Source organism: Enterococcus pingfangensis (assembly GCF_005405205.1).
Lineage (GTDB): Bacteria > Bacillota > Bacilli > Lactobacillales > Enterococcaceae > Enterococcus_A > Enterococcus_A pingfangensis.
In genome coordinates, this window is sequence record NZ_BJDP01000012.1 from 38585 (window position 1) to 55239 (window position 16655).

Annotated in this window: 19 protein-coding genes; 2 read left to right on the forward strand and 17 right to left on the reverse strand. The window is 39.3% G+C overall.

The features are described 5' to 3' along the window. Positions 1-3 precede the first annotated feature (3 nt). From rsmH to FFM63_RS08240, 3 genes are all read right to left on the reverse strand, one after another. A complete protein-coding gene (gene rsmH / locus FFM63_RS08230; RefSeq protein ID WP_137609829.1) occupies positions 4-957 on the reverse strand; it encodes a 16S rRNA (cytosine(1402)-N(4))-methyltransferase RsmH in 954 nt (317 codons plus the stop codon). Positions 958-972: 15 nt separating this feature from the next. After that, positions 973-1404, reverse strand: a complete 432-nt coding sequence (gene mraZ / locus FFM63_RS08235; RefSeq protein WP_137609830.1) for a division/cell wall cluster transcriptional repressor MraZ — start codon at positions 1402-1404, stop codon at positions 973-975. Positions 1405-1572: 168 nt separating this feature from the next. Beyond that, entirely contained in the window at positions 1573-1941 is a 369-nt protein-coding gene (locus tag FFM63_RS08240; RefSeq protein ID WP_171000216.1) for a DUF3397 domain-containing protein, read from the reverse strand. A 230-nt stretch (positions 1942-2171) separates the two neighbouring features. On the opposite strand from FFM63_RS08240, the gene FFM63_RS08245 reads away from it, so the two are divergent. Further along, positions 2172-2291 carry a DUF4044 domain-containing protein gene (locus FFM63_RS08245; RefSeq protein ID WP_137609832.1) on the forward strand — a complete coding sequence of 40 codons (120 nt, stop codon included), beginning with the start codon at positions 2172-2174 and terminating at the stop codon, positions 2289-2291. A gap of 156 nt (positions 2292-2447) precedes the next feature. On the opposite strand, the gene recN is transcribed toward FFM63_RS08245, so the two are convergent. The 12 genes from recN to FFM63_RS08305 all read right to left on the reverse strand — a co-directional run bounded on the left by recN (position 2448) and on the right by FFM63_RS08305 (position 12402). Further along, a complete protein-coding gene (recN, locus tag FFM63_RS08250; RefSeq protein WP_137609833.1) occupies positions 2448-4118 on the reverse strand; it encodes a DNA repair protein RecN in 1671 nt (556 codons plus the stop codon). A gap of 29 nt (positions 4119-4147) precedes the next feature. Further along, entirely contained in the window at positions 4148-4606 is a 459-nt protein-coding gene (locus FFM63_RS08255; protein WP_137609834.1) for an arginine repressor, read from the reverse strand. Between the two features lie 15 nt (positions 4607-4621). Further along, positions 4622-5437, reverse strand: coding sequence for a TlyA family RNA methyltransferase (locus FFM63_RS08260; RefSeq protein WP_137609835.1), 816 nt, complete (start codon positions 5435-5437; stop codon positions 4622-4624). Positions 5438-5482: 45 nt separating this feature from the next. Further along, entirely contained in the window at positions 5483-6367 is an 885-nt protein-coding gene (locus FFM63_RS08265) for a polyprenyl synthetase family protein (RefSeq protein WP_137609836.1), read from the reverse strand. After that, positions 6367-6588 (reverse strand): exodeoxyribonuclease VII small subunit, encoded by a 222-nt coding sequence (locus FFM63_RS08270; RefSeq protein ID WP_137609837.1) that lies wholly within the window; start codon positions 6586-6588, stop codon positions 6367-6369. The genes FFM63_RS08265 and FFM63_RS08270 overlap by 1 nt, the downstream gene beginning before the upstream one ends. Then, positions 6588-7922, reverse strand: coding sequence for an exodeoxyribonuclease VII large subunit (gene xseA, locus FFM63_RS08275; protein WP_137609838.1), 1335 nt, complete (start codon positions 7920-7922; stop codon positions 6588-6590). The genes FFM63_RS08270 and xseA overlap by 1 nt, the downstream gene beginning before the upstream one ends. A 15-nt stretch (positions 7923-7937) precedes the next feature. Further along, positions 7938-8795 (reverse strand): bifunctional methylenetetrahydrofolate dehydrogenase/methenyltetrahydrofolate cyclohydrolase, encoded by an 858-nt coding sequence (locus FFM63_RS08280; protein WP_137609839.1) that lies wholly within the window; start codon positions 8793-8795, stop codon positions 7938-7940. A gap of 58 nt (positions 8796-8853) precedes the next feature. After that, positions 8854-9312, reverse strand: coding sequence for a transcription antitermination factor NusB (gene nusB / locus FFM63_RS08285; RefSeq protein WP_137609840.1), 459 nt, complete (start codon positions 9310-9312; stop codon positions 8854-8856). Beyond that, positions 9305-9730, reverse strand: coding sequence for an Asp23/Gls24 family envelope stress response protein (locus tag FFM63_RS08290; RefSeq protein WP_137609841.1), 426 nt, complete (start codon positions 9728-9730; stop codon positions 9305-9307). Before FFM63_RS08290 ends, nusB begins: the two co-directional genes overlap by 8 nt. Before the next feature lie 241 nt (positions 9731-9971). Beyond that, on the reverse strand, positions 9972-11036 hold the full coding sequence (locus FFM63_RS08295; RefSeq protein WP_137609842.1) for a M24 family metallopeptidase: 1065 nt from the start codon (positions 11034-11036) through the stop codon (positions 9972-9974). Positions 11037-11160: 124 nt separating this feature from the next. Next, positions 11161-11397, reverse strand: a complete 237-nt coding sequence (locus tag FFM63_RS08300) for a GlsB/YeaQ/YmgE family stress response membrane protein (protein WP_137609843.1) — start codon at positions 11395-11397, stop codon at positions 11161-11163. A gap of 303 nt (positions 11398-11700) precedes the next feature. Beyond that, positions 11701-12402 (reverse strand): LCP family glycopolymer transferase, encoded by a 702-nt coding sequence (locus FFM63_RS08305; protein ID WP_137609844.1) that lies wholly within the window; start codon positions 12400-12402, stop codon positions 11701-11703. Positions 12403-12841: 439 nt separating this feature from the next. On the opposite strand from FFM63_RS08305, the gene FFM63_RS08310 reads away from it, so the two are divergent. Then, positions 12842-13069, forward strand: coding sequence for a DUF3021 family protein (locus tag FFM63_RS08310; RefSeq protein WP_246033333.1), 228 nt, complete (start codon positions 12842-12844; stop codon positions 13067-13069). Between the two features lie 140 nt (positions 13070-13209). Here FFM63_RS08310 and FFM63_RS08315 read toward each other — a convergent pair whose 3' ends face one another. Next, complete coding sequence (locus FFM63_RS08315; RefSeq protein ID WP_137609845.1) at positions 13210-14640, reverse strand: family 1 glycosylhydrolase; 1431 nt, start codon at positions 14638-14640, stop codon at positions 13210-13212. A gap of 14 nt (positions 14641-14654) precedes the next feature. Then, the gene (locus FFM63_RS08320) at positions 14655-16514 is read right to left on the reverse strand and encodes a beta-glucoside-specific PTS transporter subunit IIABC (protein ID WP_137609846.1); all 1860 of its coding nucleotides are present in this window, start codon (positions 16512-16514) and stop codon (positions 14655-14657) included. Positions 16515-16655 lie beyond the last annotated feature (141 nt).

Here is a 16655-nt window from a genome sequence, read left to right on the forward strand (position 1 = left end):
ACCCTATCCTTTCTTCACTTTCTCAGCGATTCGTAATTTTGCACTTCTCGCGCGGTTGTTGTTCTCTAATTCCTCTTCTGAAGGAATGATTGGTTTTCGGTTCACTAACTTCATTACCGGTTGAAACTCTTCAGGAACCATCGGCAAGCCGGGAGGCATATCCTTTGGCATACTGAATTCTTTAAACATCGTTTTTACGATTCGGTCTTCTAATGAATGGAAGGTGATGACGCTGACTCTTCCTTCAAGAGCTAGCAGGTCGATCGCTTGTTCCAAAGAACTTTCGATTGCGCCCAATTCATCATTTACAGCGATTCGAACAGCTTGGAAAACACGTTTGGCAGGATGTCCGCCTTTTCGCCGTGCCGGAGCAGGGATCGCTTCTTTAATGACATCCACTAGTTCACCCGTTGTTTCGATTGGTTTGTCCATTCGTTTGCGTTCGATTAAACGAGCGATTTGTTTAGAAAATTTTTCTTCGCCATAGCGAAAGAAAATTTTTACTAATTCATGATACGAATAGTCATTTATGACTTGATAAGCACTCAATGGCGCCGTCTGATCCATACGCATATCTAACGGTGCGTCTTGATGGTAGCTGAATCCACGCTCTGCTTCATCGAGCTGCGGAGAGGAAACGCCTAAGTCATATAAAATACCATCGACTTCTGTCACGCCCAAATGACTCAATGCTATAGTAAGTTCTCTAAAATTAGCTTTAACAAACGTTACTTGATTTTTGGCAACATAGTCAGCCAAACGGATTTTTGCATTATCGATTGCTTTTTGATCTTGATCAAAAGCATAAAGATGCCCATCTGTATTTAGCTGACTCAGTAAGTACTCACTATGACCAGCTCCGCCCAATGTACAATCAACATAAATACCGTTCGGTTTGATTGCTAGACCGTCAACTGTTTCGTGAAGCAAAACGGTTGTATGTTGAAAGTCTGTCATTAATAATCCTCTTCTCTAAAATCCAAAATCGACCATTGTCTCTGCAATGTCATCAAAACTAGCTTCTGTTTCTTTAGTAAATTCATTCCAGCGGGTTTGATCCCAAACTTCAATTCGATTGGCCACGCCGATGATTACACATTCTTTTTCAAGTGATGCATGATTGCGTAAAGAGACGGGAATATTGATCCGTCCTTGCTTATCAATCTCGCATTCGGTAGCTGCGGAATAAAAGAACCGAACAAACGCGCGTGCATCTTTTTTTGCAAGCGGCATTTCATTCAGCTTTGTTTCCAGCTGGTTCCATTCGTTCAATGGATAGCCGAATAGACAGCCGTCCATTCCGCGGGTCACGACAAATTTCTCGCCTAGTTGTTCACGTAATTTTGATGGAACGATCAGTCGACCTTTAGCATCGATATTATGCTGATATTCGCCCATGAACATCTAGACTCCACCCCTTTTTACCACCACATGAGATTAGTCTACCACAATCCTCCACAATCTACCACACTTTGTAAAAAACAAAAATAACACTTTTCTGACCTTTATTGACCATATTGTTAAATCAAGAAGATTTAGAGCTATTCGGAGTTTTTTTAAAGTACTTATTGTTTATAACACGCTGATAATACTTGCAATGATCAAAGCAAAATAGACCAGAACTGAGAGTAAAAACGTTAGGCGCCAAAACATTTTAAAAAAACGACCATACATGATTTCCCGATAGCGGTAAGTTTGAAACACGACCACACCAATCCCTAACAATAAAATGGTCAACAAAAAGTACGGTAATATTGAAAATGAGCTGATACTTTTAGAGATTTCATGCATTCCAACGATTAAAAAAGGTACGGTAATATCTGGTGTTTTTAAATTGAAGCGTTGTTTTAATTTAAATATTGTTACAATATAATCAGACGCTAAAAAGACGATAATCGGAAAAATATACCATAACAATAGTACTAGCAAAGATGATACCAACAAACACAGTCCTTCCTCTTCAAACTACTTTTTTAACTATAATATATTATCGTTACATTCTTGTTGCATTTCATCTAAAATATAAAGGATTTAACAAGTTTTAACAATTGAATTCGTGAGATTGCTGCGAAAAGATTTCTTAGTATTTTTTAAAAGTTTTTTTAGTTGTTTGCAGAGTTTTCATAAATGGAGTATGATGAGTTTGAAATTTTTTTGAGGATGGTGACATCATGAATAATAAAAAATCTACGAGTACATTTTCTAAAGTAACGAAAGTTGTTATTTGGACCATGTTGATTTTAACAATCGGTTCATTAGTTTTAGGCAGTCTGTTTAGCGTCATGATGTAACCACCGTTTCATCAGCTGGTCGAGAGGCTATATACTTTCGGTTTGTTGCTGACGAGTTGTTTTATCAAACCAGTTAGGATGATACTGCAAGAGTTTTCTTATTAGAATAAATCGATCTCTTAGTGAGTAAAAAAATAGCCGAAGCAATTGCTTCGGCTATTTTTTGGCTAGTTGCAATAATTCTTTAGCGTGTTCGATCGACAGCTCCGTGATCTCAGTTCCTGCTAACATGCGAGCTATTTCTTCGATCCGAGCTTTTTCCGTCAATTCTTCTACTTTAGTCAGCGTACGACCCGCTGTGATTTCTTTACGGATGAATAGTTGATGGTCGGCCCTAGCTGCGACTTGCGGCAAATGAGTAATACAAAGTGCTTGTGAATTTTGACCGATTTGATAAATTTTATCCGCGATTGCTTGCGCCACTCGGCCGCTTACACCAGTGTCGACTTCATCAAACACAATACTAGTCAAGCCTTGCGTTCTTGAAAAGATCGTCTTCAACGCTAACATGACACGGGAAATTTCTCCGCCTGAAGCGACTTTGACTAACGGTTTCAACGGCTCTCCTGGATTGGTCGTGATATAAAATTCTACTTCATCAATTCCCTCTCCGCCAAAAGTGACCGCTTTAAATTTCACCTCAAAGCGTGCATTTTCCATATACAGACTTTTTAATTCATCTTGAATCGCCGCTTCTAGTTTTTTAGCCATTTTCTTTCTGGCAGTTTGCAGCTTCTCTGCTAATTTTTGCAACTTCTCTGCTTTGGCCGCTAATTCGAGCTCCAATTTTTCAAGCTTATCTCCTGAAAAATCTGAATCTAACAATTCTTGGCTGATCTGCTCATAATAATTTAAAATAATCTCGATTGAATCACCATATTTTCGTTTTAACTGGTGAATCAATTCCAATCGCTCATTGACTAAGTCTAGCCGCTCTTCGTCCAACTCCAATTGATCCAGCTGACGTCCAATCTCGCTGACAGCATCTTGCAATAAATAATAGGCGCTGTGGACATTATCAGAAATACTTTCATAATCCTGATCTAAAGATGCAATCGTCTGAAGCTCTTGACTAGCCGAACCAATCGTATCTAACGAGCTGGTTTCTTCATTGGTCATCGCTTGGTAGCTGTAAGAAAGACTATCGACGATCTTTTGATAGTTTGTCAGTTTTTCACGTTCTTCTACTAATTTTTCTTCCTCACCGCTGATCAGTCCAGCATTGCTAATCTCTTCTTGTTGAAAAGTCAGCATATCGATTCGCTGGGCAAAAGATTGTTCGTTTTGTTTGAATTTTTTTACTTGATTCGCTAAAGAAATATAGTCCTTGTAAGCTGTTTGATAATTACTTTTGGTTTTTTGAAAAGCTGCATCGCCAAAACTGTCCAGCAGGCGCAAATGAGATTCCGGATGCATCAGTTCTTGATGATCGTTTTGTCCTTGAATATCGACTAAAAATTGTCCGATCCGGCGCAAGTTCGCTAACGTTACGATCCTGCCATTTACCCGTGAGACACTTTTTCCAGAAACATTCAAATCTCTTTGAACGATCAGTCCCGCCTCATCGACTTCGATCCCAAATTCCTCCAGCAATAAACGGAATTCCGGCTGTTCAGGCAAATCAAAAAGTCCTTCTACTAAACATTTATCGCTGCCTTGGCGAATATATTCAATTGAAGAACGGGCACCAGCTAATAAGCTGACGGCATCGATAATAATCGATTTCCCGGCACCAGTCTCGCCGGTCAATGCGGTCATTCCATCAGTAAAACTTAAATGCAACGAAGAAATGATCGCAAAATTTTTAATTGTCAATTCTTGTAACATTCTTCCAATTCCCCTTTTGATCAGACCTGCTAATTATTTTGACTTTTCTCAGTAATTTCTTGGTGGATCTGCTTAGCATCTTCTTCTGTTCGAACGATCAGCAAAATGCTGTCGTCATCATTCAGTGTCGTAAATAACTTTGCCGAAAATTGCTTTTCTAATAGATTCGCACAAGCCGCCGCATTTCCCGGCAGTGTTTTCACGTTGATGAATTTTTCCATCTGATCAACGGAGATCACTGCTTCTTTTAACAGATCGGTCAGTTTTTCATTTACATCTTCTTGTTCTTTACGCGGTACGCTGTAACGATACCCGCCATTTTGCGCCGGTACTTTGATCAATTTCATTTCCTTGATATCTCGTGAAATCGTTGCTTGCGTTACCGCCACACCTCGTTGCGCAAAGATCGCTACGAAATCTTCTTGCTTTTTCACGTCGTGTTCACTCAAAAGTTGAGTGATGATTCGGTGCCGTTCTTGTTTTCGCATTCCTTCTCCTCCCGATTACTTATCTAGTTGCTGATGCGCCTCTGATACTACGGCGTCTAAACTGATTGCTGGATTAATGACACCTGTTTCCGGTACCTTTTTCAAATGCGCGAGAAATTCAATATTCCCTTCACCGCCTGTGATAGGAGAAAAAGTCAATCCTTCCACATCAAATCCATGAGCGATAGCAAAGCTGGTAATATCTTCTAAGACCATCAAATGTATTTTAGGATCTTTGATGATTCCCTTTTTACCGACAAATTCTTTTCCGGCTTCAAATTGAGGCTTGATCAAGGCAATCACATCCCCATCATCTGTCAAAATGTCATGCAATGGCGGTAAAATCAATCGCAATGAAATAAATGAAACATCGATCGTAGCAAAATTTGGCTGTCCGCGATCAAAGTCGGCCAATTTAGAATAGCGGAAATTGGTTCGCTCCATTACAACTACGCGTTCATCTTGCCGTAATTTCCAAGCCAGCTGATTGTAGCCGACATCTAACGCATAACTTAATGTCGCACCATTTTGTAAAGCAACATCTGTAAATCCGCCTGTAGAAGATCCAATGTCTAATAACGTCTTTTGATCAATCGCTACATCAAAGAACTTTAATGCTTTTTCTAATTTCAATCCGCCGCGGGAAACATACGCCAAGCTTTGGCCTTTGACTTGTAACATCGTTTCAAGCGGGATCTTTTCACCTGGTTTATCCAGCCGTTCATTTTTCTGATCGTAGACTAGTCCCGCCATCACGCCGCGTTTTGCTTTTTCTCTCGTCTCAAAAAGACCTTGATTAAAAGCTAATACATCTACACGTTCTTTTTTCATTTCGTCCCCTACTTCATAAATAGATTTAGTCTTGCTTTGAGTTGACTACTTTTCTAAGACAAAAAGTGTTAATAATTCTGTAAAGATCTGCGGTTGGAATTCTGCGGTCTCTTCTAGTTGTTGAATGATCATTTCAGCTTGGCTCAATTCATCCGTCAGAGCTTGACGTGCACCTTCTAAACCTAATAATGCTGGATACGTACTTTTCTCTGATTTTTCATCTTGGCCAACTTGTTTGCCCAATTCCTCAGTAGTCCCGACAATATCTAATAAATCATCACGAATTTGAAAAGCCAAGCCAATGTGTTCACCAAGTTTTTCAAGCCGTTCTAACACGTACTCTGTCTGATTGGCTAAAATACCGCCTGCCACAAAAGCATAGGTCAGCAACGCACCTGTTTTTCCGCGGTGAATAGCCTTTAATTCCGCGAGCGAGACATGCCGCTTTTCTGCAGTCATATCTCCTGCTTGTCCTGCTACCATTCCACCGATTCCTGCTGCTTTTGCCAGTAGTTGGATCAACAAAACATTTTCTGTTGAAGTCAGCGTCGTTTCACTGATCAATTGAAACGCACCTGTCAAAAGACCATCGCCGGCTAGAATTGCCAGTGCGTCGCCAAATACTTTATGATTCGTTGGCTGACCGCGACGCAGATCATCATTATCCATCGCAGGCAGATCATCATGGATCAGCGAGTACGTATGGATCATTTCAAGTGCTCCAGCTGTCTGATAAACAGGCAGTGTGCTTTCTTTTTGAAATGCTCGAACGGTCGCCAAAACGATCAGCGGTCGGACCCGTTTGCCGCCTGCTTCAATTGAATAAAGCATACTTTTTTTCAACTCATCATGAGTAGTGTAGTTGGTGATAAAATCAATGATCTCTTTTTCAACTTTAGGTAGCTCTTCAGCAGAAAGCTGCTGCAACATTAGGCTTCCTCCTCACCAGTAAAAGGGACTTCCTCATCTTCGCTCATCATTTTTGTCAACATTTTTTCTGCTTTAGTCAATGTATCTTGACATTGTTTGCTCAAAACCATTCCTTTTTGAAAAGCTTCTAGCGCTTCTTCCAATGGCACATCGCCGCGTTCTAGCTGAGTTACGATCGTTTCTAGTTGTGCGATTGATTCTTCAAAGGTCGTGTTCTCCATTATTTTTCCCCTTTTTCGATTTCTAAAACGGATGCTCTCACGGAGCCATCCACAAAATGAACCGTCATTTCTGCTTCTTCTAAATCTTTTACCGAACGGATCACATGATCATTTTGAGTCGTATAAGAAAATCCGCGTCCCATCGTCTTTAAAGGACTCAATAAATCAAGCGATGTGATTGCTTGCTGCAGACGTCGCTGCTGATTTTCTAAATAACCTTGTATTTGTTCTTGCAATCGTTCATGTAAATAGTCTGTTTGTTGTTGTGCTTGTTTTACACGACTGACGGGATTGGCTTGAACTAAACGATTGTTAGCTTGCATTAATTCCCGTTCTCGTTGATTTACTAAAACAGTCATATTTTGCTGCAATTGTTGCGTCAAGCGATCTAATTGGACACTTTGCGCTTCATATAAGCGATTCGGCTGTCTAAAAATATACGATTGCTGCAGTCGCTCAAAGCGCTCTTTTTTCCGCTGTAATTGATGCAGAAAGGCTTGTTCTAAACGTGCTTGTTTTTCTTTGATTCGTAAAATTTCTTCCGATAAAACTGGTACTGCTAATTCTGCCGCCGCTGTCGGTGTCGCAGCCCGTACATCGGCAACTAAGTCCGCGATCGTCGTATCTGTTTCATGTCCGACAGATGAGATAATCGGAATGGGCGAAGCAGCGATTGCACGAGCGACGATTTCTTCATTGAAAGGCCATAAATCTTCAATCGATCCGCCGCCTCGTCCAATGATTATCGTATCAAAGTCCAGCATTTCGGCCCTTTTGATATTTTCAACAATATTGGCCGCTGCTTTCTCGCCTTGGACAAGCGTTGGGAATAAAACTAGCTGAGTGATAGGATAGCGCCGCTTTACTGTCGTGATGATGTCGCGAATGACCGCACCGCTAGGACTGGTCAACACGGCGATTCGTTTAGGATAGCGCGGCAATTGTTTTTTCGGTTGTGAAAATAGTCCTTCTTTTTCTAATTTCTCCCGTAATTCCGCCAACGCTTGGTATAACGCCCCCACACCGTCAGGTTCCATATGATCAATATAAATTTGATACATCCCGCTGGCTTCATACAAGGCGATTCGACCTACTACTAAAACTTTCATTCCTTCTTTAGGAGTAAATTTCAGTTTTTGGAAAGCACCTTTGAACATGATCGCATTGATTTTGGAGCGTTCATCTTTCAAACTAAAATATTGGTGATTATTGGGCCGCATACGAAAGTTGGAGATTTCTCCGGTCAAATAGACCCGCTCTAAATAGGGGTCTACATCGAACTTTCGTTTAATATATTTATTTAACGCACTGACAGTCAAATACTCTTGTGCCATTTGAACACCTCTTTGCTATTTATGATCCAATACTTGGCGTTCGCAGCACTCGACTGTTTGCTGCATCAACATTGTAATGGTCATCGGACCCACGCCGCCAGGAACTGGTGTGATATAGCCAGCAATCGGTTCGACTTCATCAAATTTCACATCACCGATCAACTTGCCGTCTTCATTCCGATTCATCCCAACATCGATTACAACTGCTCCAGGTTTGATGAACTCTTTTGTCACAAAATGTCCTCTGCCGATCGCTACGACTAAAATATCCGCCTTGCTAGCGACTTTTGCTAAGTCTTCTGTTTTTGAATGAGTCAATGTCACTGTCGCATCCGCCTCTAAAAGCAAGATCGCCATCGGTTTGCCGACGATATTGCTTCGGCCAATCACAACTGCTTGTTTGCCGGCTAGTGGGATATCATACTCTTCAAACATTTTCATGATCCCATAAGGGGTACAAGGAATCGTATGCGGCATCCCCGCAAATAATCGGCCCATGTTCATCGGATGGAACCCGTCGACATCCTTTAACGGATTGATCGCAAGCAACACTTTTTCTTCATTGATATGCGCCGGTAATGGCAGCTGTACTAAAATACCGTGGAACTCGTTGGCTTTATTGAAATATTCAATCTCTTTGATCAGCTCAGCTTCGGTAATCGACGCTGGATACCGTCTTACGTCAGAATGGATCCCAATTCTTTTTGCAGCACGTTCTTTATTCCTTACATATATTTGACTAGCGGGGTTCTCTCCGACTAGTAACACGACTAAGCCTGGGTGGATATCTTTTGCTGCTAAATTTTCGACTTGTTTCGCCGTTTCTTGTTGAAGCTTCTCTGCTAATTTTTTACCATCAATAAGTTGCGCCATGTTACTTCCCCACTTCTTTTCTCTAGATAGTTTAAATGAAGCTGGGTAAATAGCTTTATTAGCTATTTGCCCCAGCTTCATCGATTTCTTTCATTACATTAGATAAGATTCCATTGACAAACTTTCTTGACTGATCATCACTGAAAGTTTTGGCTAATTCGATTGCTTCATTCAGAACCACTCGATTGGGCACTTGAGTGTTGTACAGCATCTCATAGATCCCGATTCGCAAGATAATCAAATCCATTTTTGCAATTCGTTGAATCGACCAGTTAGAACGCAAATGTTTTTGGATGATCGCATCTAGTTCTGTTTGGTGCGCTACGACTCCGCCGACTAATTCATCCAGATAACCCGGAACGAAATCTTCTTCGTCTTCACTGACAAATGCCTGTTGGTCAATGCTCAACGCATGGTTGATCGCATCTTTTTTAGTTAATTCTTGATTAAAATCCAATGGAAACAATGCCTGTAAGGCTTTTTCCCGGATCTCATGACGTGATAGTTCTTTACTCATTATTTTCCTCTTCATCATTAAATAATTCTTCTAGGGACGGTTGTTCTAATTTTTCCGCAACAACGCCGACTACGTGAATGTTTACTTCACTTAATTCGACATCCGTCATAAACAAGACTTGTTGTTTTACACGTTCTTGCATAGCCATCGCCACTTTTGGTACAGAAGTGCCATAGTCAAAATAAGAATAGATATCGACTTTCAAGCCGTCTTCATCATTTTTAAGATAGACACCTTTGCCATGAGCCGCTTTACCAAGCAATTCTGTCACATTGCTAGCTAAAGATCCGCGCATCCCATAAACACCGTCGACTTTTGAAGCCGCAATTCCGATGATCACTTCGATTACTTCTGGTGCAATGATAATCTCGCCAAGTTCTGGGCTTTCGCCTAAAACTAAATTTTTTTCGTCTGCCATCTTACTCTCCCCTTATTCCTCCAAATATCCTTATTTCCTCGATCAGAAAAAATAAGTCTGATGTTTATGTCTTATACTATCTGACTGTGCTATCAAAAACGGCGGTTGATTATTAAGATATGAATTTCTTTAATGTAGAAATTCAAAAAAATCTTATATACCTTCCCGTATGTTGCCCATCTTTGCAGATTTGTTTCTAGTTTATCATTTCTTGATTACTTACGCTACTACTCTATTATCTTTATAAAAGGATGAGCTCTTTTGGCGCTTTAGTCAAGATCCGATTACCTTCTGCTAAGATCACTAAATCGTCTTCGATCCGAACACCGCCAAGTCCGGCTAAATAGATTCCCGGTTCATCCGTAATGACATTTCCTGCACTCAATGGATGCTTATTCGAACGACTGATGTTCGGTCCTTCGTGAATCTCCATTCCGATACCATGACCCGTTGAATGTCCAAAGGCCTCGCCATAACCCGCCTCAGTAATAAAATCACGGGCTACTGCGTCTAGTTGTGCGCCAGTCACTCCCGCTTGTGCTGTTTCAATGACTTTTAGTTGTGCAGCCAAAACGATTTGATAAATGTCTTTTAGCTGTTGGCCTGGATCACCGATCGCAAAAGTTCTTGTAATGTCTGAAACATAGCCTTGGTAGACACAACCAAAATCAAGCGTGATCATATCGCCTTGTTGGATCATTTTCTCACTGGCAACACCATGAGGCAAAGCAGATCGTATGCCGCTAGCCACAATCGTATCAAAAGAAGTGCCGCTTGCGCCCAGTGAACGCATAAAGAAATCAAGCTGATTAGCTACTTCGATTTCAGTCATTCCGGGACGAATCATTTTCAAAATATATTCGAACCCTTCATCAGCAATCGCACAAGCTTTCTCAATAATCGCAATTTCCCCAGTATCTTTTTGCTCACGTAATTTTTCGATCATACCACTGGCCGGAGCCAATTCTGCATCGATCACTTCTTCAAACACAGAATATTCCGCATACGTCATCAACGCATCTTCAAACCCCAGAACACTGATACCTTCTTTTTCTACCAGTTTAATGATCTCGCCGACGATATCTCCTTGCTGTTGAATGATCGTCATTTCTTCAACTTGTTCATTTGCTTGCTCCGTATAACGAAAATCCGTAATAAAGAACGCTTTGTCTAATGTGATGAACGCTAGACCTGCTGTACCGGTGAAATTCGTCAAATACCGAAGATTTGCCGGACTTGTGACTAAGTACGCATCAATTACTTCGTTTTTCATCAATGCACGTAATTTCTCAATTCGTTTTATCATTCTTATCACCCATCTTCCATTATAACAAAGAGTTTTAAAAAGCAGAACGAACAAGTCCAGAAAAACAAAAAGGTTCTTAAAATAAAAAAACAGAAGCCGCAATCTTGGCTCCTGTTATCAGTTTTTATCGTCGGCTAGTGAATAAAGAGACGACCGCTACCACGATCACAGCACCTAAGATCGACGGCACTAACGCCATCCCAGCTAATTGCGGTCCCCAGTGACCAAAAATCGCTTGACCGACATACGATCCAACCAATCCAGCAATGATGTTAAATAAACAGCCCATCTGCTTGCCGCGTCCGGAAAGTCCGCCGCCGATTGCTCCAATCACAGCACCCACTATCAAAGTCCAAATCATCCGTATTCCTCCTACTCCAGATTACTATTTTCAGCTCAAAATGATCTTAGTTAATGTTATATACACGCAGCACACATTTAAAGAAAAAAATGAAACGAATCTTTCATTTTAGTCTAGCATAGTCTTTTTTGATCCCAATCATTGCATGCTCACGGTGATTGTCAAGTACCTAACAATCGCTTTTTCAAAAAGTTTCTCAGTTGTGAAACTCAGCTAAAGTTTGATATAAAAGCTTTTTCTCTTTTGTAAGCGGCTAAACGGAGCAATAAAAAACCTTTTTTAGCATATCCTGTGAATAACTTTTTATTGAACCAACTCAGATCTTAGTTTTATCGCATTTTTTCTCCAGTCGATGCTCCCTAATCGATAAGGAAAATCACCACTTACTGTAAAACTTCCAAATTCCGGAACATTTGTCTTACTCATCCGAGCATTGCCTTTAGCTAAATAACCTGTTCCCAGCTTTAACATGTCTTTTAGCTGAAGATTGCTGCCGGCATATTCTTTGACTGTTCCATAATTATTAGTGATGGAAGATAACCGCGGACGAACCGTTTTGCGTTTCATCAGCCGAATCATATCTTCTTGCCGTTCAAATACATCGATTCGACCATCGGGATCAATTTGATAACTGATATACGCATCGATTTCAGCCAATGTCAGGCGCTGTTCCCCTTTTGCAAAGGACTGCCCAGTTTTTACAGCAAGAAAATCTTTATAAACCGTCACCGGCATTTTACCGTCGTCTTCTAGTCCCGCTTCTTTTACTCCGTGTAAAAAATCTGCTTTTTTTAAAATTAAATATTTCTTTACTTCAAGCGAAAAAGCCGCTGAAAAATAAACTAAGAATTTTTCGATTGGCACTTGCATATAAAGTTCACCCAATGGTAGTTTTTTGATCTTTATTTCTGGCGAGATCCGCAATAACCCATTAACCCCATCAGCCAAGTCATAAACAAAAAAACTAGAATATTCCTGATCTTCAAATACAAACAAAACTTTCATACCGATCTTCCTCTCTAAAATAAGTTTATAGAAAAATGAAAGAAAAAACATCCGCCGGAAGACTGAAGTAAAAAATAGCGACTATTTTTTATTATTGAATTCTATTCATCTCTCTGATTTCCATAAAAAATGAACTATCTCTAGAAATTATTATTCGGCTATCAAAAAAAGTTTATCATTTTGAAAAATAGAAATGATTTGGTACTAAATAGATAGATTAAAAACAAATTCAGAACTAGCATCCAAATTCCAAACGAGCTACTAGAATCATACTATTTATAACCGCCCAACAGCTACCTAATCAACAAGCTTCTAACACTTAAAAGAGATTGGAGATATTGGAGAAATTTATTAGGCGTGCGACTGAGGAGGAATTTCGTTTATTCTCATGACTGGGATTTCAGCTATCATGCAGCTGTAACAAATCAATAGTTTCCAAGTGCGATCCACGTTTATTACTGGATTAATCATTACGATAGTTTCTGCAACTTCCGTTCTTTATAATATAGAAACTTGGTCGTTAGTCAAACAATCCCTTATCCACTTTCTAATCATGTTGGTAACGGTCTTTCCATGTCTTGTATTTAGCAATTGGTTCCCAAACAATACAACACAAGATTTACTTAAAATATTAGAAATTTTTCTAGTCTCAGGAATAATCTTATAGAGCATTTTGTACCTGTTATTCAAAAAAATCTTAAAAGACTAAAAAATCATCTGTTCGAGAAAAACACGAACAGATGATCTTACCTTTTGTATTTTTCGCATAAGGAAAAAGTATAAAAACAAGAAAGGTTTTTTGTTTTTCTATTCCTGAATACTTTCTCCATTACTTTTAATAACCTTTTGATACCAATCAAAAGAATCCTTTTTAAACCGTTGTAAACTCCCTTCGCCTTCATTATCTAAGTCCACATAAATGAAGCCGTAACGTTTACTCATTTCTCCAGTAGTTGCACTGACTAAGTCAATTGGTCCCCAAGTTAAGTAACCGAAACATTCAACATAATCTTCCTCCACTGCTTGTTTTACTGCCTCGATGTGTTTTTGTAAATAATTTATCCGATAATCATCATGCACCTTCCCATTTTCAATTTTATCGGTAGCACCTAAACCATTTTCAGTAATAATAATCGGTAACTCGTATTTCCGGTACAAGTAATTCATTACATAGCGGATACCTGTAGGATCAATCCCCCAGCCCCATTTTGATTGTTCTAAATATGGGTTTTGAAGTCCACCAAACAGGGATGATTCACCTTTTACTGGAATATTTGGTTCTGAAATACTAGACATATAATAATTTAATCCAATAAAATCAATTGATCCTTTAGAAAAATCTTCCACATCACTCGGCTGATTTCTCAACTTAACATCCAACGATTGATATTGTTTCATCTTGTAGTTAGGAAATTTGCCATTACACATAGCATCTACTTGATAATAATCTCGATCGTTGTCTAAAAAGCCTTTCAATACATTATCTGGCTGACAATCGTAAGAATAAATCGGATTTAAGCCAAAGACACAACCTATTTTATTTTCAGAATTAATCTCATGTCCTAAACGAACAGCCTTGACTCCAGCTAGTGTCATATTGTAGCCAATCCGCGCCAAGTCTTCTACTGGATTCTCCATCTCACTGTACTTCAATCCTGCGATCAAATACGTAAAAATATCTGATTGTTTGGATTGTGGATCAAGATGATTCATTTCATTAAATGTCACCCAGTACTTAACTTTCCCATCATAAGCCTGCATCACTGTTTCACAGTAATGTAGGTAAAAATCAATTACTTGTCGATTTTTCCACGAACCATATTCATGAACCAAATGAATTGGTAGCTCAAAATGATATAGTGTGATAATCGGCTCAATACCATTTGCTAATAATTCATTGATTACATCTTCATAGAAATTGAGTCCGTCCTGATTCGGCTCTAGTTCATCACCTTTAGGAAAAATCCGTGACCAGTCAATCGAGATACGTAATGCATTAAATCCCATTTCCTTAAACAGCTGAATATCCTCTTGATAATGATGATAGAAATCAATTCCCAAATGTGAGGGATAATCTAGTTTTGAATCAATCCTATTAGTAATTGTCCGTGGTTCTTTGTTTGAACCTTTTGTGACAAAGTCCATAATAGCTGGGCCTTTCCCGCCATCTTGCCAAGCCCCTTCACATTGATGGGCAGCGATGCTACCGCCCCAGAAAAAATCTTTCGTAAATGTCATTTGCTTCTCCTTTTTTACAGAATCACTGTCAATAATTCATTCTCTTGATTATTATTCGTTGTGATTACATCTAGATAATCATTTGAGTTTGTTACGACAACGATAATCACTGGATCAAAGCCGGCTTCCTCGACTTTATCGGCTTGATATTTAGCCAACAAATCACCTCTTTTAACTTCTTGTCCTTGCTCCACGAAACCTTCAAAATATTTTCCTTCTAAATTTACTGTATCAACACCAATATGAATCAATAATTCCACGCCATTTTTGGTTCTGATACCGTATGCGTGCTTGGTTGGAAAAGCAACTGTGACTGTTCCTTCAACTGGGGAAATAACAGTTTCTTCTGCTTGAGTTGGCAAGATTCCAACACCTTTTCCTAAGGCTCCTGACGCAAAAGCTTTATCACTAACTTCACTTAACGGAATTATTGTACCTTCAGCTAACTTTCCAATACAGACTTGTTTCAAACCTTGATTATTTTCTAAAGCTTCAATTAGTTCTTTCTCCTCCAGTTCATCTTCAGACTCCGTAGCTGGAATGCCTATACCATAGGCAACAACTGTTGCTCCCACAAAACCAACGACAACACTGATTAACATCCAAATAAAATTACTTGTTCCACCTGCCAGATAAGTTGGTAGTGCAGCCAGTCCCCAAACGAATCCCATTGTTTTAACACCGGCTAGACCTGCGATTAGTCCACCAAGGCCGCCGCCGATAATAACAGCTAAAAATGGACGACGATATTTAACAAAAACCCCAAAAACAGCTGGCTCAGTGATTCCCATCAAGGCACTGAAACTGACCGTACCAAACATTTGACGTTGTTGTCCTTTTTTTGCACGCAAAAAGTAGCCAAACATTGCACCACAAACTGCAATATCAGAAATTGTCGCTGCATGATTAATGATTGGATCATAACCTAATGTCCCAAGAAAGTTCAATACAATTGGATAGGTAAAGTTTGCTGCTCCTAAGACGATCAAAAATGGTTGGAAAGCTGCATACAACGTCACGACAATCCAGTTACCAATCGTATTCATCAATAAATCAAAGAACGCACTTATGCCATTACCAATTAGGGTTCCAATAGGACCAAAGAACACTAGAATTACTGGAAATGTCAATACAAGAGACAATGCTGGTACTAAGAAGTATTGCAACCCATTTGGAATAATTTTCTTTAGGTATTTAGTTACAATATTTAAGAACCAAACACCTAATAAGATTGGAATAAACGTGTTAGCATAACCAATCGTTGGTAAATTATAGCCAAATAATTCTAATCCTTTCACACCGTCAATACTGGTAGAAAGCAATGCAACTGCCAATGCCATTGCGACATATTCATTTAACTTTAGTCTTTTAGCTGCAGAAGCTGCAATAAAAACTGGCAAGAAGTGAAAGACCCCCCCGCGCAATGTATCAAAAATCATATAAGTCGAGCTATCCTTAGAAATCAAACCTGTTAAGGAAATAATTGCCATAATTCCGGCAATCATCCCGGCGGCTAACAATACTTCAATAATCGAAGACATCGTTTCAGAAATCATTACTAAAATTGATGAAGCAATTCCTTTAATACCTCTTACTTTTGGTCTATCAATCTCTTCACCGTCTGGTTTTAATCCAAGCAATGCCATAAATTCATTGTATACATCTGTAACATGTGTTCCGATGATAATTTGATAGGCAACTTCATTAGAGACCACATCGATTACACCATCCAGATTTTTAATTTCTTCTGTCTGGGCTAAACTTCGGTCTTTTAAAGTTAAACGTAAACGAGTCACACAATGAGCAACCGCTTTAATGTTTTCTTTACCACCGACTAATTCGATCAACCGTTTATTTAGTTTTTCATAACTCATTTTTTATTCCCCACTCTTTCTGTTACACGATTAATATGAAGCATCAAATACGTTTCTTCATTGATTTGGATGTATGCTAATAAAGTAGACAATTTTTCTGCTATACTGCTATTTGACTAGACACTATTTTTGAAAGGAATG